Source organism: Bacillus sp. FSL W8-0645 (assembly GCF_038007905.1).
GTDB lineage: Bacteria > Bacillota > Bacilli > Bacillales > Bacillaceae > Bacillus > Bacillus pumilus.
Genome location: NZ_JBBOYC010000001.1, coordinates 323691 through 348528, shown reverse-complemented (window position 1 = coordinate 348528; position 24838 = coordinate 323691). Strand labels below are relative to the sequence as shown.

Genomic DNA, 24838 nt, shown 5'->3' with positions numbered 1-24838 from the left:
AACACGGCCGTTGTATGCCATTTTCACATGAAAACCCGCAGGTGATCCCGGGCACCTGCGGATTCGATGACTATTGATCTTTTTTCATCAGCATCAATTCAATAAATAACTCACATCGCTGGCTGAAGTGACTTAAATCGATTGAGGTCATATCAAAGATTTGTTTCATTCGATAGTTTAATGTATTTTGATGAATAAACAACTGCTCTGCGGCTGGCTTTAGCTTGCAGTTATTCAATAAATAGACTTCAAGCGTTTTTAAAAATGAGGTTTGGCTGTCTCGGTCTTTTTCCTTCAAACGTAACAAATCTGGATTGAAGTCATTTTTCTTTTTTTGATGGCTGTAAATCGAGTCTAAGAAGCGGAAAACCCCAAGATTCTCGTAATCATATGGAATCAGCTCTTGTCCCCCCACAATTTTCACAGCCTTCACGACCTCTATCGCTTCAAATCGACTTGTGCTCATTTTCATGACATCTCGATACTCTCTTCCCATCCCAATATACAATGGAGAAGGATGGGCATGCGCTTTCGATTGCAGATGAGCGATGACGTCAGCCGCAGTCGCTTTCGGTGAGTGCCGGTCTGACAAGCTGCCCAATATGACGACAATGTCGGCTTGAACGGAGTATACGTGATTCACCTTATCTTCTAGCTGCAAATACGTTCGAATGACATCCTTCACATCTTCTGCCGTCTCACTTTTGTTATCGGCAGCGTGTACGACCATGACAGTAAATACGGCTGGCAGCGGGATGCTTAAATTCTCAGCCTCCCACTTCAGTTCTTCTTCTGTATAAAAATGATCATCCATGACCTTTTTGAAAAATTCTTCAATCTTGCCTTCCTTTTTCTCCAGCTGTTTCTTATTCTTATAAATCACTTTTCCCACTTGAAAGGAAGCTTCATGCAAAAATTGCAGCTCCTCCTGAGAGAGAGAATCTTCAATGTCCTGCACCCAAATAAAGCCGACAACCTCTTGTTTATGCTTGGCGCTCACAGCCACCCGCCGATTAAACCCGAGCTCGTCATGACCGCTCACATAAAAAGGCTTTGACTCCTTGTGAAGCCGCTTGATGACCCCTGTTTTCTTTAACCAATCGACTACAGACCCCGGACATTCTTTTGAGAAAATCGTTTGCTGATTGACTGGGTCAAACTGCTGAATGCTGTAAGAATTATAAGCAAGGAGCTGACACTCTGTGCTTTCTAAAATGACTGGTTTTTTTAAATACCCGCTAATAAATGCAATTAACTTATCGACATCAAAAAATGTATGAAGCTTTTCTAATATCTCTTCCATCCCGATTGCTCCCTGATTAAGTAATACATTTATCATACTTCTTTCCGGACAGATTTGCATAGAAACAAGTCGTAGACAAGCAAAAAAAAGCATGAACCCGTGTGCACAGGTTCATGCTTTTCCAACTTAAAACATTTCACTAATCGTTTTTGCCTGCATGTGTAGAGCTAGGTAATCTGGACCACCTGCTTTTGAATCGGTTCCTGACATTTTGAATCCGCCGAATGGGTGATATCCTACGATGGCTCCTGTGCAGTTACGGTTAAAGTAGAGGTTCCCTACATGGAACTCCTGCTTCGCACGGTTGATATGATCACGATTATTGGTAATGACAGCACCTGTCAAACCATATTCCGTGTTGTTGGCTACTTCAAGTGCCTCATCAAAGCTAGATACTTTCGAGAAGGCCAAGACAGGTCCAAAGATTTCTTCTTGCATCAAGCGAGATGTTGGCTCAAGATCTGCAAAAATGGTTGGGTGAATGAAGTATCCTTCTGAATCATCACTCGTTCCGCCAGTGACTAAGCGGCCTTCCTGTTTGCCCACCTCGATATAATCCGTGATCTTGTCAAAGGACGCTTGATCAATGACAGGTCCCATGTAGACATCCGCAGAAAGAGGGTTCGCTATTGTTTTCGTTTCTGTGATTTCCTTCACTCGCTCGATCACTTGGTCATACAGCTTCTCGTGGACGACAGCCCGAGATCCAGCTGAACATTTCTGACCTGAAAAACCGAAGGCTGATGTGAAAATGGCATTAGCCGCTAATTCGACGTCTGCATCCTCATCTACAACCACTGTATCCTTACCACCCATTTCAGCAATGACACGCTTTAAATGCTGCTGACCTGGCTGTACTTTTGCCGCGCGTTCAAAGATACGTGTCCCTACTTCTCTTGAGCCAGTGAATGTAATCAGGCTTGTTTTCGGGTGATCGACTAAGTAATCTCCAACCTCTGCTCCGCTTCCTGGTACAAAGTTCACCACACCCTTTGGAAGACCTGCTTGCTCAAGCTCTTCCACAAAACGTGCCGCAATGACAGGAGTTGCACTTGCAGGTTTTAAGACAACTGTGTTCCCTGTAACGATTGGTGCTACTGTTGTTCCTGCCATAATGGCAAACAAGAAGTTCCACGGCGGAATGACGAGCGTCACGCCAGTTGGTGTGTATACGTATTGATTGTGTTCCCCTTCGCGGCTGTTCACTGGTTTGCCTTTCGCCAGCTCCAGCATTTGACGAGCATAATATTCAAGGAAGTCGATCGCTTCTGCTGTATCTGCGTCCGCTTCATTCCAAGGCTTACCTGCTTCTTTGACAAGAAGGGCTGAATACTCATGCTTTTTACGGCGAATGCTTGCCGCAGCACGGAAGATGACGCTGGCTCTTTCTTCTGGAGACGTATAGCGCCAAGTTTCAAATGCTTTCGCCGCAGCCTGAACCGCTTGTTCTGCCTCTTCTTTTCCGGCCTTTGATACGGTTCCAACAACTTCATCCTTTTTCGCTGGATTGATCGAGACAATTTGATCTTTCGTTTCGATTCTTTCTCCATTAATCACGAGCGGATAGGTTTGACCCAGTGATTCTGTTACCTTTGCTAATGCTTGTTCAAACGCTTTACGATTTTCTTCCTGGCTAAAATCCGTGAATGGTTCATGTTTGTAAGGTGTTGTCATTTTTGTCACGCTCCCGTTTCAAATTATTTTCTCGTCATCCCTTTTAAAGCAAAGGCAATGTTTGCCGGCCGTTCTGCAAGACGTCTCATGTAGTAGCCATACCACTCTCGTCCATATGGGGTATAGACCCTCATTTGATAGCCCTCTTTCACAAGTGCCTGCTGCGTTTCTGACCTCATGCCATACAGCATTTGAAATTCGAACTGACTTGTCGGTATATTGTGTTTTTTCACAATATTTTTCGTAAACTCGATCATATGATCGTCATGTGTCGCAATGGCTGTATAGTTCCCTGTGAGTAATTGCTTTTCGATCAGTTTCTTGTAATTCTGATCAACATCTTTTTTGTTTGGATACGCCACTTCGGCGGATTCCTTATAGGCACCCTTTACAAGTCGTAAAAATGGTTGCAGCTCATTGAGGTCATCAAGATCCTTTTCTGTTCTGTACAAATACGCCTGCAGGACCGTACTGACATACTCATATTGAGATTTCATCTCTTTAAAAATGTCCAGCGTTTTTTGACAGCGCTGTTCATCCTCCATATCGATTGTCACCATGATACGGTGTTTTTCTGCCGTATCTAAAATACGTTTCATATTGCGATACACAAGGTCATCGTCAATATCCAGGCCGAGTGATGTCATTTTGAGTGACACGTGGGAATTGAGTCCCGCCTCAGCAATCCGCTGAATGGTTTGAATACACTCATCCGTCCGCTCATTTGCAATCTCTGCCTTTGTGACAAACTCACCAAGGTGATCGACTGTTACAGCCATTCCTTGATCATTTAATCGTTTAATGACAGAGATAGCGCTCTCAAAATCTTTCCCACCGATGATTTTCTTAGATGCAACAGCACTTCCCCAATTACGAGCAATATGGTTCAAGAGACTGCTTTTTGACAAAAACAAGAAGAAATTTCTTGTGACCGACTCCATAAAGGGCACCTCCCACTCTTTGTAAGCTATGTCTTTATTGTAAGGCTCATAAGCTGTCCGCTACAATATTTGAAGATGACAAAAATTCTGACTTTTTTTGTGGTTTTATCACAATAAGAGAAAAAAAAGAGCCTGCCGCTATCCGGCTGGCTCTTCCCTCCTACGCCCACACCTCATCAAGGGTAGACTGCAGCAGCTCATTTAATTCTTGTATCAGATTGTCTTTCGGCTGATTGTAGCTTTTCACCAATTCATCAAAACGCGCCAGTTCTTTATCAATAAATGGATGGACATGAGCGAGACGGTTCTCTACATTCATTTCTTCTCCATCCATTTTACGTTTGAGCAGTTCGTGAATTTCTGCTAAAAGCGGGCCTTCCTCCACTAGCTCCTTGAGCAATTCATGAAAGTCCATTGGTGGAACTGTTCGGTAACGTTCAATCCACTGACAGGCAAGAAGCGGACGAAGCACATAGAAATACTTCTTGATTTGCACCTGCTCTCCTCGTAAATGCCGGCTCTCATTCCGCTTCGCCATATTGAGGTAATGATACATCAAAGCCGCAGGGTAAAACGCTCGATCCTTTAATTCTCTTAGCTGCTTTGCCAAAGAGAAAGATTCAGCATAGATAATATCAGAAGACAGCCATTCCATAATGGATGGATTTGATTTATTGAATAAGCGAAGTGCCTTTCTAAGCTCCCAGCCGCTGATATCAAGCACGTCATCAATCGGTCGTTCAATGACATCACGATGCTCTGCCATCGCCCAATACCATTCTTTCCGGGGAACATATAAAAAACGAACATCATAATCACTATCGGTCGAGGGAAATCCCCATGCCCTACTGCCTGATTCGACGGCAAGACAAATCTTTACGTCATACGTTTCTTCGATGATTTTCAGCTCTTCCTTAATACTCTCTCTCAAGCGTCCATCAACTCTTTCTATAGAATTCTGCATGACTTCTTCACGTTTTGGGAAAATACGAATAAGACATATATGAAAAAGGAGTTGGATCTGATGTCTATATCTCGCATTATGAAATGGATCACTGGGATTTTTGAAGCTTGCCTTGCCATCCCTGTGATCGGAGGTCTATTCGTTATCAGCAATGGCTATTCACCGCTTATGGTCATGCTTATTCTGCATATTATCACACTCGTCTTATCGAGGCGAGACCAGGGACCAATGATTGGAAGCATCATTGGAATTGTCACATCCTGCCTTGCATGGATTCCGATTCTCGGATTCATTCTTCATATCATCACTGCCCTTGCCCTGATTATCACCGCGTTAGTGCATGATGAAAAAACGAGACAGAATACGAGCTATTAAAAAAGAGGCCCTCCTAGAGAGGCCTCTTTGTTCTGTTAATTCGTTAAATGCTTTTGTAAGAAGGCAAGCTTCTCTGTTTGAAAAGCCGGGATGTACTCGTGTCCAAAGTAGCGATACACCTTTAAATCTTTATCTGTTTCTAAATGGTTATATACCGCAAACACAGTAGATGGCGGGGTGATTTGATCGATCAAACCGATGGCCATCAATGTGGGCTGTTTCACCCATCCGGCTAAATTGATCAAATCAAAATAGCTTAACGTCTCAAATACCTTTTTTTCCGCTTCTGGATCGCTGTTTCTGCGAAAGTATGAATTGATTTCTAAATAAGGCTGCTCCAATGCCACATCTACTGCACGTTCAAAATTCGATAAGTACGGATAATCTGCCACGACGACCTTCGGAATGTCTGAAAGTGCTGCAGCTGCAACCGCTAATGCACCATCCTGGCTCCCGCCCACCACGCCGACCCGGTGTTCATCCACTTCCGGGAAGGACTGAATCACGGCGAGCGCTCGAACCGCATCTAAATAAACACCCCGATAATAGTAGGTCTCTTTCGATAAAATGCCTTTTGTCATCCACCCCAAAGCCTGCGCACCTGGTGTCACTGTCTTATCTTCACTGCCGCCTTGACCGCGGACGAGCATACCAAATGTCGCATAGCCATGCAGTGCCCAGTTGACGATGTCATGAATGCCGCCGTCATAGCTGGCATTATAGCCATGAAAATGAACGAGTGCTGGATGTGGACCTGTTTGATCTGGTACTGCATACCAGCCTTCAATTCGAGAATGACCAAAGCTTTGATACGTCAGGCGGTACACCTTCACTCCCTTTACTGGATAATCATAAGGTTCAAGTGCTGGCTCTGCCTCCACTTGGTTCAGTTCTTCAAGCGATGCCTTCCAAAAGTCTGAGAAATCAGGACGTGCTGTTTTCTTCGGTTTATACTTTTTTAGCTCATCTAATGGTAAATCAAACAATTGCATATCCTACTATCCCCCTTTGTTTTATTAGTTGTGTGTATCATATCACTGTTTTCTTGACGAAGAAAGCCATTTTCTACACAAAAGACAAAACCTTCTGACATTTCTATTGGCAAAGAAGTTTGAAACCTTTATGATAAAGAAACTGGCTTGAAAACTAGAGATTCTCAGACAAAAAAATCGATCGATCCATTCATGGATTTCATATTTGCAATCATCGAATAAAGGAGGAACCTGTATGAAAATCGCCCTTGTCCAGATGGACGTACAAATTGGAGAACCTGATGTGAACTTTCAAAAAGCAGAAGCATTTTTAGAAGAAGCGATCAGCGAGCAGCCCGATCTGATCATTTTACCCGAAATGTGGAATACCGGTTACGCTCTTGAACAAGCCGATCAGCTTGCAGATGTAAATGGTGAACGCACAAAACAGCTTTTCTCTTCCTTTGCCCGTAAGCACCAAGTAGTTCTCATTGCAGGAAGTGTATTGAACAAGCGCTCAGAAAGTGACAACATCACCAACACGATGTATGTCTTTAACCGCCAAGGTGAGCTTTTAGTCGATTATGATAAAATTCATTTATTCCGCTTAATGGATGAGCACAACTATTTAACCGCTGGTGATCAGCTTGGTTTATTTGACTATGATGAGGATGTGAAGATCGGGGCCATGATCTGCTATGACCTTCGCTTTCCGCAGCTTTCCAGAACACTTGTCAACAAAGGGGCGAAGGTGCTTATCAATACGGCGCAATGGCCTTCAGCAAGAGTGGATCATTGGCGCAGCTTGCTCATCGCAAGAGCAATTGAAAATCAGTCATTTATGATTGCTGTTAACAGAACAGGCACAAGTAGAGACACTGAATTCCCTGGCCACTCCATGGTGATTGATCCACTTGGCCGTATTTTACTTGAAACAAACCATGAGGAAGATATTTATTATGCGGACATTGATCTTGAGCTAGTGGATGAAGTGAGACAGCAGATTCCTGTGATGACAGATCAGCGGCTGGATATTTATTAAAAAGCAGGGTGCTCCCCTGCTTTTTGCATTTAATTAAACGTTTGTTTAAGCTTTTTCTTGATTTTGATAAAGGTCCATTAGGGCTTGAGCGGCTTTCGTTAAATACCTTTCTTCCACATATGCAAACACAAGTGTGCGGGTTGGACTTGAATCAATTTTCAAATAAGCGACTTCGTTCCTTTCCTCTTGTGCCACCATTTTCGGCACAACTGTCACACCTAGCCCATTTTTGACCAATGCCTGCGCTGTTTGAATATGACTTGTTTCAAAGGTTATCTTCGGCTGAAAACTATGATGATGACAGAGTTCTGTGACCACTTGCCGAAAGCCATATCCCTCTTTCAGCATAATAAATGCGGCATCTTCCAGAAGGCGAAACGGAACAGTCCCTTTCTGATCTGCTTGATTGATGATATCGTTCAATTCCGCCTGTAACCAAGGTTGAGCAGATGGCGGAACTGCAAGAAGAAGCGGCTCTGTCAGCATGTGTTTCGTTTTCAATGATTCATGCTCGACCGGCATAGATAAAATAGCCAAATCCAGCTGACCAGCCAATAGAAGTTTTTCTAGCTCACGAGGTGATTCTTCTATTAGTTGAACGTGAACATGAGGATACGTTTGACAAAAGGTTTTTAATAAACCGGGTAAGACATATCCCCCTGTGACGGCTGGCGCTCCAACGTTCAGCTCTTTCCCCACCTCATAAGCTGCTTCTCCCATTTCACGCAGCAAATCATCTCTTTCCTTCAAAATGTTCTCAGCCCTTTTAATGAACCGAATCCCTTGAGGTGTGGGTGTGACTTGTCCATACTTTCGAATAAATAGGGGGGTGTCTAATTCCTCTTCCAGCTTCTTTATTTGTTGGCTTAAAGAAGGCTGTGCAATGTGAAGCTGATCCGCTGCTTTTGTAAAACTTTTCTGCCGGTACACTTCCATGACATATTCCATCATCCGTATATCCACTTTCATCACCTCATAGGTTTTAACTATTCAAGTCATATCTTTTATGTCTTAGACAAATAACAAAAGGAATTCTACGATAAAGAGACAATAAAAGGGGGAGAAGAAATGTATCCATATACGAAAGCCGAAAACCAATTCTCACAAAATGCTGAGAACTATCGCGATTCACCTATATTTGCAGCCGGAGAAGAGTTGGAATGGATAAAAGCGGCAGCAAATACGAAGGGTCACGAGTATTTACTTGATATCGGTTGCGGAGCTGGACATACCGTTTTTTCCTTTTCAGACATCATTTCTAAAGGAATCGGCATAGATTAGGCATTTTAAAAATTGTACATAGATCCTCTGAATAAAAAAAGAACCTACCCTCTTTAGAATAAGTTCTTCACTGCGTGCGTAAATCACGGTGCAATATCCTCTAATACTTTCTCGCGCGTTTCGATCATTTTAAAAGCAAGAATTGCTCCCACTACAGTCACACTTGCAAAAAGAATAAAAATAGTTGAAACACCGCTTACCTCTAAAATAAAGCCTATCATAATAGGAGCGATCGCTGAGGCCAGCCTAAGCCATGCTGTAGCAAATGCCGTTCCAATCACCCTCATACGTGTTGGATAAATTTCAGGTGTATATAGATAGAGAAGAACTGTAATCGTCCCCATCATTCCGTAAGCAGCGGACCCTAAATATATCACACTTTCTGGAGAACTCGCTCCGCTGATCCATAAAGCAGTTAATAAAGCACCTGTTACGATAAATGCAATGGTTGCCCAGCGCTTTCGTCCTACTTTATCAATTAAAAATGCACAAGCGAATACCCCTATGGTCTGTAAAATATTTGTGAGAGAGGCTGCCCTTAATGAATCTCCAACTGGCAAATTGTAAACCGTATTATAAAGACTTGGTAACCAGTTATTTAAACCATTTGATACAAAGTAGGCAGAAAACCATAGTCCCCATACAATCAGTGTTCTTTTACGGTAGAAAGTTGAAAAAAGCTCTTTCCAGTCGCCCTTTTCAGTACTGCTAAATACTTGCTTTGCTACAGGCATTCGTTTGTCGGTACTAGCTTCAATTTCTTCAATAATTCTTTCGGCCTCATCTAACCTGCCTTTCGAAATAAGCCACCTTGGAGATTCACGTAACATAAAAAAGAATACAAAGACGATTAAACCTCCAATGCCTCCAATCAAAAACATCCACTTCCACCCAAAGCTAGGTACAACAAATGCGCCGATTTGAGCTGAGATCATTAAACCTAAAGGAAAAATCATCTCATAAAGCATAAAAAATCTGCCTCTCCCTTGAGCCCGGGACAGCTCATTGATATATGAAGCCGCTACCGGCACCTCTCCTCCTACCCCAATCCCTTGTATAAAACGAAAAATAAACAGTGCCATAAAATTACCTGAAAACACACATGCAATACTCATGACGGACATGAGGAGTATAGTCCACTTTGCACTAAAAACACGGCCACGCCTTTCTGCTAACCATCCAAAGAAAATGGCACCAATCGCTTGTCCTATATAACCAGACCCAATAAGAAGACCAATTTGAGCAGGTGATAAACTCCACATGCCGATGAGAACTGGGAGAACAAACGCTAAAGACAGAGCATCAAAAGCATCAAAAAAGGTGGCAGATCCCATAATGATACGAGGCTTTAAATGCCATCTAGAAAAAGGTACACTTTCCATTCTCGTCAATAGTTGTGAAGCTCTATCAACAACTTGCCCATCATGAGAATTTGAATTTCCGCTGACTTCTAACGTCATGATATCTCCTCCTTATTAGAGGAAATGATGCAAAAGTACATGCCGAAGAGCGCTAAAGAAATCGCTTACATTTCAAATCAAGAGACATTCTAAAGCGTTCATACGAGTTTTCAGCATCTATCATTTCTTTTTTGGCGTTCCCGTGGTGCCCCGATCTATGTAGTACATAGGGAAGATATGTTCCATCGCCTCTAACTGTTCTCCTTCTAATACCTGTGTTAATAAAGAAACAGCTTTTCTCCCCATTCCAACTAAATCTACATGAACTGAAGATAAAGAAGGGGTTAGAAAACTTGCAATGGGCACATCATCGGCACCAACGACTGACAAGTCATGAGGTATGGACACATTTGCGTGATCTGCAGCTTTCATGACCCCCATCGCCAAAAAATCTGAAGAGCAAACAACTCCAGTCATGTGCTGGTTTCCTTGGAGAAATTGAGAAACCACTTCTACTACTTTTCCCCCATCAAATTCATCTAACTCAAACACAAGTTCTTTGTTCATTGTTAACCCTAAATTTTTAAGTGTGCGCTCATATCCCTTGTAGTACCTCACACTATGCATCGAACTCATTGGACCATTGACCAGCCCAATGGTTCGATGACCTTTCTCAAATAAGGCCGTTACGGATTGACACACACCTTCTTCATCATCTGGCCTGACACATGGGAAAGGAGAATCCTCTAAGTAACTTCCAACAACAATAATGGGAATAGCTAAACTTTTTAACCAATCCATACTCAATTCTTCATTTCTTGGAGAAAATAAAATGGCACCATCTACAGCCTGTGTTTCAAGTAATCGCTGCTGCTGTATAGATGTAAATGACATCAACATATTGAATTCAGTTTCATCTAATTCCTTCGCAATACCATCTAAAATCGTCGAAAAAAATGGATTATTCAAAATATATGAACCACGCGGAACCACGACAGCTATATTGCCAGTCTTTCTTTTAACGAGCCCTCTAGCTCCTAAATTAGGGCGATAGCCTAACTCATCAATCACTTGTTTGATTCTTTCAGCCGTTTGAGCACCTACTCCTGGTTTACCACTTAATACTCTGGAAACAGAGGCGATAGACACTCCAGCTTTCAATGCGACATCTTTAATACTTACTGACACATTTCATACCTCCGGGAGTCTGTTGTTTTATACACTATTATAACCTGACTCACCTTCATCATGAAATCAATGGTCTGTTATCTACCGACGTTTTCCTTAAACAAACCAACACTTTGAAGGCCCTGACGAATTTCTTCTTTCTCCTCATCAGTTAAAGGTAGTACCGGCTTCCTAGCAAGCGAACTACTGATCAAACCTCGCTGATACATCGCTTCCTTCATGCGCAGATGAGAAGTAGATGAAGGTTCATCCATTTTATACACAGCATGCTTTAATTCGAATATTCTATCGTAAACTTTATTGGCCGCTACAAGGTCTTTTTCTTCCACACATTTCACAAGTTCAGCGATCAAATCTGGCACGAAACAGCCGAAACCTACAAGTGCTCCATCAATGCCTTGAACCAATGTTGGCAATAAATATTCATCATGACATGTGAGTAACGATACATCTGGTGCATGTTTTTTCAATGCCCGTACATCGACCTCGTATTGTGCCATGTCTCTTTGACCAATTTTAAACGAAACAACATTCTCAATTTCCGACATTTCTAGTAATTGACTGGTTGTATATGAGGTTTTTGTCCATGTTGGATATTGATGGACAATGATTGAAATATCAATCGCTTCTGCAACATCTTTAAAGAATTGGACAGGTGATTCAGGCTGCATACCGAATCTTAGCCATGAATGTGGCGGCATGAGAAGTATACCTTCACCACCAGCTTCTTCAACGGCTTTTGCATGCTGGATTGCTTCAATTGTCCCTTCAGCAGAAACCCCAGAAATGACAGGTACTTCCCCTTTTAATTCGTCGGCTGCAATGCGCACAGCCTCAGCTCGTTCATGTGGCAGTAAGGTCATAATCTCGCCAGTATGTCCATTGACAACGATCCCGTTAATCCCTTTGTGGTCCGCCACCCAACGGACAAGCTTACGAAAAGCAGGTTCATCAATTGAATAGTCATCTTTAAAAGGAATTAAGACAGCCGGGAATACACCGCTCCATTTTTCTTTATTTTTCATAAACAAATTCCTCTCCATTCGGTTATAGTAAACGTTTACGGTAAGCGTTTACGTAAACAATCATAGAATGATATTGTGAATGATGTCAACATTATTTTTTAATAATTACAATAATTCAAAAAACTCTTGTTGAATTTTAGATACTATTTTATTTTTCCAAAAAAGAAAATGAGGGATATATTTTGTTTACCACATCAACCAAAAAACCTCATCTTTGTAAGTATTATACTTCTTTTTCCAAACGGCAACATACCAAAAAAAGGATAAATAAATTTTTATGGTCAAAACATCAAAAGGTTTTCTATCACGCTGAAAAGAAAGAAGACAAAGGGCTAAAATAAAGATCATTTTAGCCCTTTGTCAACAATCTGAGTCTACCCTAAACGGTAGACTTTTTTATTTCGAATATAAATCCCAGCCAAGCTTGAGTGTGTCCACAATATAATTGGCGACTTCCTCAGCCTCTAAATGATCTGTTTCCACTCTGGAGTTATGAAGAGAATAAATCTCCCGGCGTTCTTCAAACAGCTCTTTCATTTCATCAAGCGTCCGGTTGTGAAGAACAGGACGGTTTTCAATTAGAATATCAAGTCGCTGCTTCCAATTCTCCCAAGATAGGTCAAGGAAAAGAACCGTACAATGCTTCAAGCAGGCACGTTTGATTTCTTCCTGTTTGAAAGCACCGCCTCCAAGTGAGACGATCTTGAGCTGTGTATGTTCACATAAATCGACGATATAATCCTTTTCAGCCTGCCTGAAGAATGCTTCTCCTTTATGCTGAAACATCTCTGGAATCGTCATGTTGTATTTTTTCTCAATCTCCTGATCGACATCAATAAAATCTCGATATAGCTTTTTGGCAACCAGCTGCCCAATGGTTGTTTTCCCAACACCCATAAAGCCAATGAGAACAATATTCCGCTGTCTTACAGGGATTTCTCTATTGATTTTCATGATCTTGACACGTCCTCCTTACGACAAGGAATGCTACATAATGTTTCTATTATATGATAAATGGAGCGCGAAAAGATAGGCAATCTTAAAAATTGTGTTTGACGACGTAGCCGAGCTGTTCAGAAAGCCTCTGTGCCTGTTCTTTCACTTTTTGCTGCAGCAGGGGAATGACTTCTTCAGTAAACCGGTGGGTTGGACCAGATATGGATAAACAAGCCTTCACTTCCCCATGAATGTTAAAGACTGGTGCCGCTACTGCCGCAGATCCTACCTCTCGTTCATCGATGCTGCAAGAAGTATACGTGTCAAGAATATGTTTACATTCCTTTTGCCAGTCATCTCTCATCACATGATCAGCCTCAGACGCTAATACTTTTTGTTGAAATTCTTCACTTTGAAATGCCAATAATACCTTTCCGCCTGCACCTGCGTATAACGGCAGCTTCTCACCAACCTTGACAAGATGTCGAATCGATTGCAGCCCTTCCGCCTGTTCAATACAGACCCTGCTTGTTGCATCCAGTACATACAGGTTGACGGTTTCTTTTGTTTCATCACGAAGTGCGTACATGAGTGGTTTAGCCAGTTCTCTCAATTTAATGGACTTCCCTGCAATGTATCCAAGGAGATAAAGTCTTTGACCCAATCGGTATTTCATTGTGTCTGGATTCTTTTCCACAAAATGATTCATTTCAAGTGCCTTGAGCAGTCTCGTTGTAGTAGACATTGCTAAATTCATCTCTTTTGAAATATCCGTTAGCGTCAGCTCTTGACGTTCTTCACTAAAACAATAAAGAATATCCAAAGCGCGCTGAACTGTGCGCAGTCCTGATTCTTCTTTTGACTTCTTATCAGCCATGTTCAGTTTCTCCTTTTCCCCTTTGATTTCTTATCGACATAAACGATCGATTTTGCTATAATCCATTTTAAACGTTCCACTAAAAGAAAACAAATTCCACCAGTCGGAATAAAATCGATTGGAGATGTTTGATGGAGGAGATATTTGAATGTACCTGCTCGTTTTTACACTTCTTATTAGCCTATATATTGTTCATCAACTATTTCCCGCTCCCATACTCTCCTATTTTGTTGGTCTGCTGGCCGCTGCTTCGCTCATCATTTCTTTTAAGAAAGCAAGTGGGCTTTATTTGAAAACAGGTGCTATGTTTCTCATGATTGGCTTAATCTTATTTTTCTTATCCGACGAGCCATTGCACACGTTGTTTCTTCACTTTCATTCCATGCTAGGTTTGCTTTCTCTATTTTTCATGCTGCCTTTTATTCATTCTCTCATACATGTTGGACATTTCGATACACAATTAAATAAACTACTCACACTGCATACAACGAGCACAAACCAGCTTTATCGCAAGAGTTCATTTGTCACTCATATTCTTGGCATGTTTTTAAATATCGCGACGATCCCCTTACTATATACATCGCTCAAACCGTCGCTGGATTCCCTAAAAGAACAAGTGAAACAACATCTTTATACACGCAACCTTTTAAGGTCATATGCATTATGTTTAAGCTGGAGCCCTGTTGAAGTGCTCGTAAGCGTCACCATTGATGCAACCAAACTCAAATATTATCAAATCGCACCCGTTACTTTTGGTTTAATGGTCATCGTGCTGGCGACAGATTGGATGCTCTTTTCTCGTCAAAGCAAACGACACCCAAACATCATTCAGTTCGCAGAAACAAACTCCAATCCTCGTCGAATTAAGCGAAAAACCCTTCAGCTTGCTTTCATGCTGCTGAGTTTTATGACAGCCGTCTCACTTGTCGATGCATGGATTGGGAAAGGCTATTTATTCGCTGTTGTGCTAACCATTATTCCATTTGCTCTATTATTCTCTTCTGTCATCAAAAAAAGAAAACAATATATAGCCGTCTCTGTCCCTCATTGGAAAGAAAGAACCCGTCAGCTCTCCAACTATATGTGTCTATTTTTAAGTGCTGGCTTCTTTGTCGATATGCTGCTTGCCACAAACAGTATGCAGCCGATTCAAGCATTTATTGTCAGTATATCAGACCATGCCATTTTGGTTTATTGTGTCATTGGGTTATATTTTCTGATCACCGCTCTTTGCGGTTTTCACCCGCTCGTCTCGCTTGCTTTGTTAGTCAGCATGATGGCACCTGTCATCCAAGAACTTCCTGCTCTTCCCATTGCAATCATGCTTATCGTTGCTGGAACATCAACTGTCATGTTTAGTCCTTTTAATGTTTCTGTCTCCCTGTTAGCTGATTTGATGAAGGTCAACCCTTACCGTATCACTCGCTGGAATATATGGTTTGCTGGCTTTTATATCAGCATGGGTATCGCATGTGCAACGATCATCACCGTTATCTTTTATTCATAAAAAAGAGAACTCATCTTGGTTTGAGTTCTCTTTTGCTTCGCTTTCTCACTCTGGTTTTAATTGAATACGTTCAATTTTCCCTACGATAAAAATGTACGACAATGCCCCGCCTAATGCGACTAAACTGACGAACAAAATCCCCCCGTTGTAAGAGCCTGTCGCCGACACGATGAATCCGATAATAAGCGGAGTGATGATCCCAGCTAAATTAGCAAAAAAGTTAAATACACCGCCAGCCAGCCCAACCATTTCCCTTGGTGCCACTTCAGACAGCATCGTCCAAGAGATATTAGACAGTCCTTGTGCAAATGAAGCGATGGATAAAATGGTCAGCACAAGCGGAATATTCGTTGTAAAGTTCGCTAAAACAATGGTACTCGTCAAAAGCAAGCCAACCACTACCGGCAGCTTCCTCGCTACATTAACGGATACGCCCTTTTTAAGCAGCCAATCAGACACATAACCTCCAAACAATACCCCAAAGAATGCAGCAATATAAGGAAGAGAAGCCGCAAAACCTACCTTAAGAAATGCCATATTTTTCGCCTCTGCCAAATAGGTCGGAAACCATGTTAAAAAGAAAAAAAGTGTAGACGCTACAGAGAATTGGCCAATATAGAGCCCAATCAATTTACGATATTTTAGAAGGGCGGCAAAGTCTGCCCATTTCAGCTTCCCCTGTGATGCTACTGTCAGTCCATCGCCTTGCCGAATCAATTCTAACTCCTCTTCATTCATCTTCGGATGCTCTTTCGGTTCGTGATAATACTTGTACCAAAAGAAAGCAAATATGATACCGAGCGCACCTGCCGTAATAAAGACGGTTCTCCAATCGAAAGTCGTCATGATCCAAAAAAGAAGAGGTGTCGCAAATGCAAGACCCACATACTCTCCAGCAGTATAAACACCTGTTGCAAAAGCCCGTTCCCGCCTTGGAAACCATGTGGTGACAATGCGGTTATTCGCAGGAAATGCGGGAGATTCTGTAATCCCAATAAACAAACGACAGCCGAATAAAAAGGCAAAGCTGTTCGCAAACGCCTGCACGCCTGTGAAAATAGACCAGGTAATGAGTGATATCCCATACGTTACCTTTGAGCCAAATTTATCGAGAATAAAACCGCCTGGTATTTGCATCGCTGTATATGTCCAGCTAAATGCTGAAAAAATGAGGCCTAATAAGGCAGGATTTAATTGCAATGAAGATTGAATAGCAGGTGCAACAATGGATACACTGGCTCGATCAATATAATTAATGGCGGTAATAAAAAACAACAGAATCAATATGCCAAAACGGGCTTTCGTTGGCTTTATATAAGCGGGCCGCAATTCATTCCCCTTCAGTTCTGAATGCACTTTCATAACCATCCTCCTTTGTTTCCGCAGCGTGCGCTTCGGTTGAGTGTCTTAAATAACCCCTTTTTCTTCCAATCGTTTACACTCTTCTTCTGTTAAGCCAAGCATATTTGTTAAAATCTCATAATTATGTTCGCCTAAATCAGGTGCAATGTGCCGGATACTTCCGGGTGTCTTTTCAAACTTTGGAATGATCCCGGGCACCTTTACTTTTCCAAGACGAGGGTGATGCACCTCGACGATATTCTCTCGTGCTTTAAATTGCGGATGCTCGAAAATATCCTGAATACTTAAAATTGGGCTCACAGGAACGCCATGAGTATCTAGAATTTCTAATACGTCATCCCTTGTTTTCGACGCGATCCATTGAGAGACGATCGCATCCATCTCTTGGTTATGCTTCAGCCTAGATGCATTGACCGCGAATTTTTCATTCTCTAATAAATCTAAGCGATTCATCGCCTCTGCCAATCTATTGAAGGTCGAATCCGTACTCGTCACAAGAACCAAATAATGCCCATCCTTTGTCACATAGGTGCCGGCAGGGCTTGAATGACCGCTTAACCCCGGTGAACGCTCACGCACCTTCCCAAGCTTGTCATATTCTGCAACCAAAAATTCTAACATACGAAACACAGATTCATAGAGGGCCAAATCCACCATTTGCCCAGTTCCTTCTGAATGTGTATCTCTGTAATACATCGCTGTCACAGTAGCAAACGCCACATATATGCCTGCAATATAATCAGTTAAAGAAAAGGAAGGACTGACTGGATGCCGGTCTGGAAACCCTTGAATATATGTAAATCCGCTAAACGCCGTCGCAGGTGTTCCAAATCCGGCCTTGTCCTTAAACGGACCCGTTTGTCCATAACCCGATACACGAATCATAATTAATTGAGGGTTGATTTCTTTTAATACGTCGTACCCTACGCCCCATTTTTCGAGTGTTCCAGGGCGGAAATTTTCAATCAACACATCGACCTGACCTGCAAGCTTTTTAAAAATGTCTTTTGCTTCGTCTTTGTGCAGATCCAGTGTTAGAGATTTCTTATTCCGTGAGAGACCTGACCATCTAAGTGGTTCACCTTCTGCAAAAGGGCCAACATGCCGCAGCGTATCGCCTTTACCAGGAATCTCGACTTTGATGACCTCTGCACCAAAATCCCCTAGAAGCACCGCGCCATAGGGTGCAGCGATCATCGTAGAGACGTCTAATATTTTCATTCCTTCGAGCGGTGTATTCATATTCATTGCTTGACTCCCTTTCATTCAAGTGATGAAGGGCTAAATAACTTTCTATTTTAGCCCTTGTCATCTTTCTGATTGACCCGGAAGACCCTGATGATTCAAAAGGAGGGCTTACCGGAGCAGTTTGTTAATCCTTCGGAAGCTGCCCTTGCGGTGTGTAAAGCCAAATGAGCCATAAAGGTTCATCTCCTGTATTTACATGCTGGTGCGAGACACCGTCTGGAATGAACATAAAATCATTTTGTTTAAAGGGCTGCCTTTCTCCATCACAAATGACTTCGCCAGATCCTTTAATCACATAATCAAATTCCTCTGAACCTGGGTGATTGTGCACTGAACTTGCTTCTCCCGGTTCAAAAATGGTGAGACCTGCCATCATATGCTCTGACCCAACAGTATCTGGTGTAATGGTTTGAAATACCTTTCGAATCATTTGCTCCTCTGGATGATCTAAACCTAACCATAATGGGTTCCCATCTTGAAACGGATTCAATACTTTAATTTTCATTGTTACTTCCTCCTCGTTATGTTTAATTCACGCTGACATGTGAGCGTTTTGAATTTGGTGAATAAATATCATTAATATTCCAATGTCCATCTGTAGGGACAGGATCATTTTTCATTGCTACATCAATGACGCAAGGCTCTTGAGATGCAATGGCTTCAGCTAAAGCTTCTTTGAATTCAGAGGCAGAGGTGATTTTAATCCCCTTCATCCCGTAACCTCTTGCAATGGCAGCAAAATCCGGAGAATAGCTTTCTCCACCTTTTCTGAAAACAGTACCGTACGTCGTTTCATAGTGCGCCATTTGCAAGCCAGCTATTGTTCCAAATGCACTGTTATTCATCACAATCCACACAACAGGAATGTTCTCTTCAACGGCTGTTGCGAGAACGGATGGATTTTGACCGAATCCGCCGTCCCCAACGAGTGACACAACGACACGGTCAGGCTGGGCAATCTTTGCCCCAAGCGCGGCAGGGGCTCCAAATCCCATCGTTGCAAAGCCTCCCGGAGTTAGAATGGTCCCTGGCGTGAGCACAGGAAATTGCTGTCCGACCCCATTTTTATTCCAGCCAACATCCGTTGTAATAAAGGCATCTGGTGGTAATACTTCCCGCACTTCCTGCAAAATACGCTGCGGCTTCATTGGGAAGGATTCATCTTGAATGTTCGTCAGGTTGCTCGCCTGAAACTCCTTACGATATGCCGCAATTTCCTTTTTCAATTCAGGTCGATTCAGCCCTTCTGGCAATCTTTCTCTCGCCACTCGATTGAGTACAGTCAAGGCCTGCTTCAGATCGGCTACTGCTCCAATGTCAACAGGATAGTTACGTCCAATTTCATTCGGATCAATGTCAATATGAATGAGCTTGGTTGACGGGAAACGGAACGTATATTCTGATTCCCACGAACTCGCATCAGCTTCAGCAAAACGGGTGCCTAAAGCCAATATATAGTCCGCCGCTTTGCACTGATCATTGATAAATTTTGTCCCCCAAAATCCTGTCATTCCAAGGGTCATTGGGTGATCATCTGGCATGGCTCCTTTCCCCATCAAAGAATGGGCGACAGGGATACTTAGATGATCAGAGAATGCCTTTAATTCTTCAGCTGCATCAGCTAGTAAAATGCCTCCCCCTACATATAAAAGCGGCCTTTCTGCCTGCAGCAATCGATCTAATATCCGATTGGCCGTTTGATCATCAATTGAAGGTTTTTCAATGGTCTGTGTATGATGGTTGATTTGTTCAAACAAGGACACATCTAGGTCTTTTGAGAACACATCCATTGGAACAGATATCAGTACTGGGCCAGGACGGCCGCTTTCAGCTAACTGAAATGCTTTTGATAAAATCTCTGGAAATAATTCTGGAATATCGACTCGCCATGCTCTCTTCACAAACGGCCGGTAAATTTCGTATTGAGAGGCATCGGAATGAAGATTGATCTCTTGATGTGGGTGCTTTCCGTAGTAATGACTCGGGACATCTCCTGCAATGACAACCATTGGAATGGAATCAAGTGCTGCATTCGCTACCCCTGTTGCCGCATTGGTGAGTCCAGGACCTAGATGACTGAGAACAACAGCTGTCTGTTTCTTTGCTCGCGCATAACCATCTGCTGCATGTGCCGCTATCTGTTCATGTCTGACATTTACAAATTGAATCGAGCTTTTTTCAAGCGCTGATAAAAAAGCAATATTCGTATGACCGCAGAGACCAAAAATATGCTCGACTCCCCGATTCTCTAAATACTGAATAACCTGTGTAGAAATATTCTTCTTCATGTTTCTCTCCTCTCACGGTGCAGCTATGAATCTGCTACTCACTTATTCTTTGAAAAACAATCGATAGAACGCTGTTCAAATCCTGTATCGCCACTTGCCCGGGAGCTGAGCTTTCTTTCCCTACAGCAAAGGTCATGACAGATCCAAAAAGTCCACCAACCATTCTTGTAAAAGCCCCATATTCCCCCATTGCCATCGAAATAACGGGAATCGACAGCTGCTTGTTCGCATGGCTGGTCGCCGAGAGCAGTGTTAATGCATCCTCATAGGAATGCGGCATCACTGCAATCTTTGCGATGTCGGCGCCGACTGATTCTGCATTGACGAATAGCTGCACGAGACGATCCAACTCAGGGGTACGCAGGAAATCGTGATACGAAACAATCAAGGTGACCCCATTACTTTTAGCCGCCTGACTGACTTGCTGTAAATGTGTCACATCATGCATCAATTCATAATCAACGGCGTCCACAAGCTGTGTGGAACAAAGCTCGACAAGCAAAGAAACCTTCTCATTTTCTGAGAGTGATATACTTTCGCCGCCCTCCTTTTCAGAGCGGATAGTGAATAAAAATGGTATGTCCTTTGCCTTTTCTACCATTCCCTTAAGGGTTTCTATGACTTGTTCCTTGTCATGAAGGTGATGAAAAAAATCCGCCCGCCACTCTATCACATCAGGCTTCTTCTCAGTTAATACCTCGATCTCATGAAACAATTCTTCCTTTGTTTGCCCGATGAGCGGCGTACAAATCATTGGCTGACCGCCTGTCTGCACACTTTTTACCTTTTGCTGAAATGCATTCACATCCATACGCCCCTTTCACAGACCCTGTGGAAGCACGATCATTTTGGTTTCGGTCATCTCCTCGATAGCGAAACGCGGACCTTCTCTTCCAAGACCACTTCGCTTAATTCCTCCATAAGGCCAATGATCTAATCTAAAATTTGATGTCCCATTGATAACAACACCGCCAGTTTCAAGCTCTTTTGCTGCGTGCAGTGCAACATCCAGCTGATTCGTAAAGATTCCTGCCTGCAAACCATATCGACTATCATTTGCTTCTTTAATTGCCTCTTCCAGCTCCGCATAAGGGAGAATGCTGACAACTGGGCCAAACACTTCCTCACAGACGACCTTGGCCTGTTTCGGAGGGTTCAGCAAAATAGCCGGTGTGATGCTCGCTCCATTTCTTTTTCCTCCACACAAAAGCTGTGCCCCCATACTCTCTGCCTCTTGTATCCATGTCTCAACTCGCTGCGCGGCCTGTACATCGACCATACAGCCGATATCACTCTCACTGGACAGCGGATCTCCAACAACAAGCTGCTCTACTTTTTGTTTTAATACCTCAGTAAACGACGGCATTATTTCCTGGTGGACATAAATTCTTTGAACAGAAATACAGCTTTGACCAGAATTACTAAAGCCTGTCTTGGCACAAAGGGATGCGGCTTGTTCAATATCAGCATCGTGATGAACAATCGTCGCGCCATTCCCTCCGAGTTCGAGCAATACTTTTTTTAATCCCGCAGAAGTTGTAATATGCTCTCCTCCGGCAGCCCCGCCGGTAAAAGAGATGAGATTTGTTCTTTCATCAGTGACTAACTGTTTCCCAGCGTCGACCCCGCCAATCACAAGCTGCAAACTCGCCTCAGGAAACCCTGCTTCGAGAAGGAGTTTGACAAACGCTGAGGCAACAGCTGATGTTTGCGGTGCAGGCTTCAAAATAATGACATTCCCTCCCGCAAAAGCTGGACCAACTTTGTGACAAATTAAGTTGAGCGGTGCATTAAAAGGGGTAATCGCCAGCACAACTCCGACTGGTACTTTAAATGTCATGGCCATTGCTCCCTGCCCACGCGATGATACATTGCCTGGAATGGTCTCACCTACTAATCGATTCGCTTCTTCCGCCGACTGCGCTAGCGTCTCAATTGATCGTGAAACTTCATCTCTTGTATTTTTAAGCGGTTTGCCTAGTTCTAACGAAATCAGTTTTGCGAAATGGTCTTTTTGTTCTTCAAGCAAGGTGGCTGCTTTCGTTAGAAGCTTTGAGCGTTCGATTGCCGATATTCCCGCTATTTGTTTTTTAGCATGCTGCGCAATAGAAAGTGCCTGTTCTATGTCTTCTGATGAGGCGAGATATGATGTACCGATCCTTTCTCCTGAGTAAGGATTGATGATATCTGTTTTCACACGATCGGTATCCATCCACTCGCCGTCTATATATGATAACGCTTTCAAGCTACTCAAATTTTCTCTCCCTCCTTTAGGTGCCGCGTTCCATGTCCTGCATAACGAACCAATCTTTCTTCGTTCGGACAAGGTCCCTTCACGAGGGCTCCCTTTGTCAGCTCCTCATATGCATGCGCCACGATGCCCATTCCTCTGGATAAGGAAAAAATGCCTTTTGCTGCTTCTGCTGGAATGTTTAATTCACATTGGATTGCAGCAGATACACCGTCTATATTCATCGTGATTTTCTTCCCTTTCAGGTGTTCAAGCTCATGTCTAATCGCTTCGGCTAACCGTAAATATATCCCACTGATAAGACCTTGCTGGACATATGTGTGACTCAGCTCATATAGACGTCTCACCCTCGGATCATCATCATGAAGCTGATGGCCGATCCCCGGAATTTTTTCCTTACGAGTTAACCATGTGTGACATACTTGCTTGGCCGCAGACTGTATATCCTTTTGATCATCGTAGATCGCTTTGGCTTCGTATAACATACGCATGGCCTTCTCACCGGCTCCGCCATGAATATCACCTAATAGATTCACCCCTGTTGCAACAGAGGAATTAAACGAAATGCCGCAAGTCACTGCCATTCTGGCTGCTGCAATAGATGGCGCTCTTGGTCCATGGTCCGCACCTGCGACAAGAACACTTTCAAAAAGAGTTGCTTTTGAATCATCCAATAATTCACCAACAAGCAGTAAATAAAGCATTTGTGGATACGACAGTTCGCCAATCAGTTCTTCAATCGGATAACCTCGAAGTTCAATTGAATTTTTTTGAATATGACTAATCTCAGTTTCCCACCAAGCGCCTCCCTCTTTGTAAATTTCCAGTGCACTTCGATTTTTCATTGTGTCAATCATTCCTTTAGCTTCTTATTTGGAGGTGAACCACCCCTTTATTCCATCCAGTGGAACCTAATTTCACTTTTCGGAATGTGATTTCATTGTAAGCGCATTCTTTTTCTTCGTCAATCATTTTTTCTGAAAATACTGTAAATAGCAGTGAAATTAAGTGAATCGAACTAATTATGCTTGCTTTTTTTGATCAAAAAAATCTTTATTTAGTTAAATGGACTTAAGTAGATCGTTCTACTAATTTAATGAATTTTTGGTTATTTTGTCAAACCCACTTAAAAATTCAACATAAATAAACCTCTCCGTCTACTGGAGAGGTCTCTGATTGTTGACAAAGGGCTAAAATGATGTTTATTTTAGCCCTTTTTTTTTTCAGCGTGATAGAAAACCTTTGCAGCCCTAGGAAGGGTGAGCACCGGAGCGGAGCGAATTTGACATTCGTTCGTGAGCACTGGAGCGCAGACCTGACAACGAATGCGAGGATTTGTCTACACGCTGAAACCTCTCCATCTTCTGGAGAGGTCGCTTTTTTATTTCCACCAGTCATCAAACATGGAAGCGGGTACTTGGCGTTTATGCTCTGATTGAACATAGCGCTTTTCAATCGCTTCTGCTGCTTGTTCTGACACGGGGTTACCTTCTAAGTAATCATCAATTTCATTGTACGTAATGCCTAGTTCTGTTTCATCCGTTTGCTGAGGTTTGTCATCAAGCAAATCAGCTGTCGGTTTCTTTAAATATAAGCGCTCTGGTGCTTGCAGCGCTTCTAGCAGCGCCCGGCCTTGGCGTTTCGTCAGACCTGTGAGCGGGAGAACGTCTGCACCGCCGTCACCATACTTCGTGAAGAACCCAGTGACTGCTTCGGCTGCATGATCTGTACCAATGACAAGTAATCCTTCTTCTCCTCCGACAGCATATTGCGCGATCATTCTCATACGTGCTTTGACATTCCCTTTATTAAAGTCAGACAACGGTCCGCCTGTGTCTTTTTGATATTGTTCACTGAATGCTGTCACGGCAGGCGCAATATCATATTTCCACGACTTGTCCGGCTGAATAAATGATAAAGCGAGCTGTGCATCATCTTCATCCTGCTGTACACCATGCGGGAGACGCACCGCAATAAAGACTGCCTCTTCCTTTCCTTCTTGACGCAGTTCAGATGCAGCGAGCTGTGCAAGACGGCCAGCGAGCGTTGAATCCTGTCCGCCGCTAATGCCGAGAACGAATCCTTTCGCGCCGGTTTTTTTCAAGTATTCCTTTAAAAATCCAACCCGTTTTTCAATCTCCTGCTTCGGGTCAATTGAGGGCTGCACATGCAACTCTTGGCTGATCTTTTTTTGCAAACTCATAC

General features: G+C 42.9%; 23 protein-coding genes. 4 read left to right on the top strand and 19 right to left on the bottom strand.

The window, feature by feature from the left end; genetic code table 11:
- Window positions 1-70: 70 nt before the first annotated feature.
- From NST39_RS01870 to NST39_RS01855, 4 genes are all read right to left on the bottom strand, one after another.
- Window positions 71-1303 (bottom strand): PucR family transcriptional regulator, encoded by a 1233-nt coding sequence (locus tag NST39_RS01870; protein WP_113768525.1) that lies wholly within the window; start codon window positions 1301-1303, stop codon window positions 71-73.
- A gap of 126 nt (window positions 1304-1429) precedes the next feature.
- Window positions 1430-2977, bottom strand: a complete 1548-nt coding sequence (gene pruA / locus NST39_RS01865; RefSeq protein WP_341026678.1) for an L-glutamate gamma-semialdehyde dehydrogenase — start codon at window positions 2975-2977, stop codon at window positions 1430-1432.
- Window positions 2978-3000: 23 nt separating this feature from the next.
- Complete coding sequence (locus tag NST39_RS01860; RefSeq protein ID WP_113768523.1) at window positions 3001-3918, bottom strand: proline dehydrogenase family protein; 918 nt, start codon at window positions 3916-3918, stop codon at window positions 3001-3003.
- Window positions 3919-4078: 160 nt separating this feature from the next.
- A complete protein-coding gene (locus NST39_RS01855; protein ID WP_283924136.1) occupies window positions 4079-4882 on the bottom strand; it encodes a nucleotidyltransferase domain-containing protein in 804 nt (267 codons plus the stop codon).
- Window positions 4883-4942: 60 nt separating this feature from the next.
- Between NST39_RS01855 and NST39_RS01850 the strand changes: the two genes are divergently transcribed.
- Window positions 4943-5257 (top strand): hypothetical protein, encoded by a 315-nt coding sequence (locus NST39_RS01850; RefSeq protein WP_113768521.1) that lies wholly within the window; start codon window positions 4943-4945, stop codon window positions 5255-5257.
- A gap of 35 nt (window positions 5258-5292) precedes the next feature.
- Here NST39_RS01850 and NST39_RS01845 read toward each other — a convergent pair whose 3' ends face one another.
- Complete coding sequence (locus NST39_RS01845) at window positions 5293-6249, bottom strand: acetylxylan esterase (protein ID WP_341026673.1); 957 nt, start codon at window positions 6247-6249, stop codon at window positions 5293-5295.
- Between the two features lie 235 nt (window positions 6250-6484).
- Here NST39_RS01845 and NST39_RS01840 point away from each other — a divergent pair, with 235 nt between their 5' ends.
- Window positions 6485-7270: a carbon-nitrogen family hydrolase gene (locus tag NST39_RS01840; protein WP_113768519.1), complete on the top strand. Its 786-nt coding sequence runs from the start codon at window positions 6485-6487 to the stop codon at window positions 7268-7270.
- Between the two features lie 45 nt (window positions 7271-7315).
- On the opposite strand, the gene NST39_RS01835 is transcribed toward NST39_RS01840, so the two are convergent.
- Window positions 7316-8221, bottom strand: coding sequence for a LysR family transcriptional regulator (locus NST39_RS01835; protein ID WP_268453468.1), 906 nt, complete (start codon window positions 8219-8221; stop codon window positions 7316-7318).
- Window positions 8222-8338: 117 nt separating this feature from the next.
- On the opposite strand from NST39_RS01835, the gene NST39_RS01830 reads away from it, so the two are divergent.
- Entirely contained in the window at window positions 8339-8551 is a 213-nt protein-coding gene (locus tag NST39_RS01830; protein ID WP_341026670.1) for a hypothetical protein, read from the top strand.
- A gap of 83 nt (window positions 8552-8634) precedes the next feature.
- Here the strand turns inward: NST39_RS01830 and NST39_RS01825 are convergent, their stop codons facing one another.
- The 5 genes from NST39_RS01825 to NST39_RS01805 form a co-directional block, all read right to left on the bottom strand.
- A complete protein-coding gene (locus tag NST39_RS01825) occupies window positions 8635-10011 on the bottom strand; it encodes an MFS transporter (protein ID WP_113768516.1) in 1377 nt (458 codons plus the stop codon).
- Window positions 10012-10131: 120 nt separating this feature from the next.
- Window positions 10132-11139, bottom strand: a complete 1008-nt coding sequence (locus NST39_RS01820; RefSeq protein WP_003213988.1) for a LacI family DNA-binding transcriptional regulator — start codon at window positions 11137-11139, stop codon at window positions 10132-10134.
- 77 nt (window positions 11140-11216) lie between these two features.
- Window positions 11217-12164, bottom strand: a complete 948-nt coding sequence (locus NST39_RS01815) for a dihydrodipicolinate synthase family protein (protein WP_341026667.1) — start codon at window positions 12162-12164, stop codon at window positions 11217-11219.
- Window positions 12165-12560: 396 nt separating this feature from the next.
- The gene (locus NST39_RS01810; RefSeq protein WP_106066515.1) at window positions 12561-13118 is read right to left on the bottom strand and encodes a shikimate kinase; all 558 of its coding nucleotides are present in this window, start codon (window positions 13116-13118) and stop codon (window positions 12561-12563) included.
- Between the two features lie 85 nt (window positions 13119-13203).
- Window positions 13204-13977 (bottom strand): IclR family transcriptional regulator, encoded by a 774-nt coding sequence (locus NST39_RS01805; protein ID WP_341026665.1) that lies wholly within the window; start codon window positions 13975-13977, stop codon window positions 13204-13206.
- 148 nt (window positions 13978-14125) lie between these two features.
- On the opposite strand from NST39_RS01805, the gene NST39_RS01800 reads away from it, so the two are divergent.
- Entirely contained in the window at window positions 14126-15484 is a 1359-nt protein-coding gene (locus tag NST39_RS01800) for a hypothetical protein (RefSeq protein ID WP_341026663.1), read from the top strand.
- 45 nt (window positions 15485-15529) lie between these two features.
- Here NST39_RS01800 and NST39_RS01795 read toward each other — a convergent pair whose 3' ends face one another.
- From NST39_RS01795 to nadE, 8 genes are all read right to left on the bottom strand, one after another.
- Window positions 15530-16846, bottom strand: coding sequence for an MFS transporter (locus tag NST39_RS01795; RefSeq protein WP_341026661.1), 1317 nt, complete (start codon window positions 16844-16846; stop codon window positions 15530-15532).
- 45 nt (window positions 16847-16891) lie between these two features.
- Complete coding sequence (locus NST39_RS01790) at window positions 16892-18094, bottom strand: CaiB/BaiF CoA transferase family protein (RefSeq protein WP_341026659.1); 1203 nt, start codon at window positions 18092-18094, stop codon at window positions 16892-16894.
- A gap of 124 nt (window positions 18095-18218) precedes the next feature.
- Complete coding sequence (locus NST39_RS01785) at window positions 18219-18599, bottom strand: cupin domain-containing protein (RefSeq protein ID WP_268484864.1); 381 nt, start codon at window positions 18597-18599, stop codon at window positions 18219-18221.
- Between the two features lie 22 nt (window positions 18600-18621).
- Window positions 18622-20382 carry a thiamine pyrophosphate-binding protein gene (locus tag NST39_RS01780; RefSeq protein WP_003217143.1) on the bottom strand — a complete coding sequence of 587 codons (1761 nt, stop codon included), beginning with the start codon at window positions 20380-20382 and terminating at the stop codon, window positions 18622-18624.
- A 34-nt stretch (window positions 20383-20416) separates the two neighbouring features.
- Window positions 20417-21193, bottom strand: coding sequence for a type I 3-dehydroquinate dehydratase (aroD, locus tag NST39_RS01775; RefSeq protein ID WP_341026655.1), 777 nt, complete (start codon window positions 21191-21193; stop codon window positions 20417-20419).
- A gap of 9 nt (window positions 21194-21202) precedes the next feature.
- On the bottom strand, window positions 21203-22636 hold the full coding sequence (locus NST39_RS01770; protein ID WP_341026653.1) for an aldehyde dehydrogenase family protein: 1434 nt from the start codon (window positions 22634-22636) through the stop codon (window positions 21203-21205).
- Complete coding sequence (locus NST39_RS01765; protein WP_341026652.1) at window positions 22633-23490, bottom strand: citryl-CoA lyase; 858 nt, start codon at window positions 23488-23490, stop codon at window positions 22633-22635. Before NST39_RS01765 ends, NST39_RS01770 begins: the two co-directional genes overlap by 4 nt.
- Window positions 23491-24014: 524 nt before the next feature.
- Entirely contained in the window at window positions 24015-24836 is an 822-nt protein-coding gene (gene nadE / locus NST39_RS01760) for an ammonia-dependent NAD(+) synthetase (protein WP_341026651.1), read from the bottom strand.
- Window positions 24837-24838 lie beyond the last annotated feature (2 nt).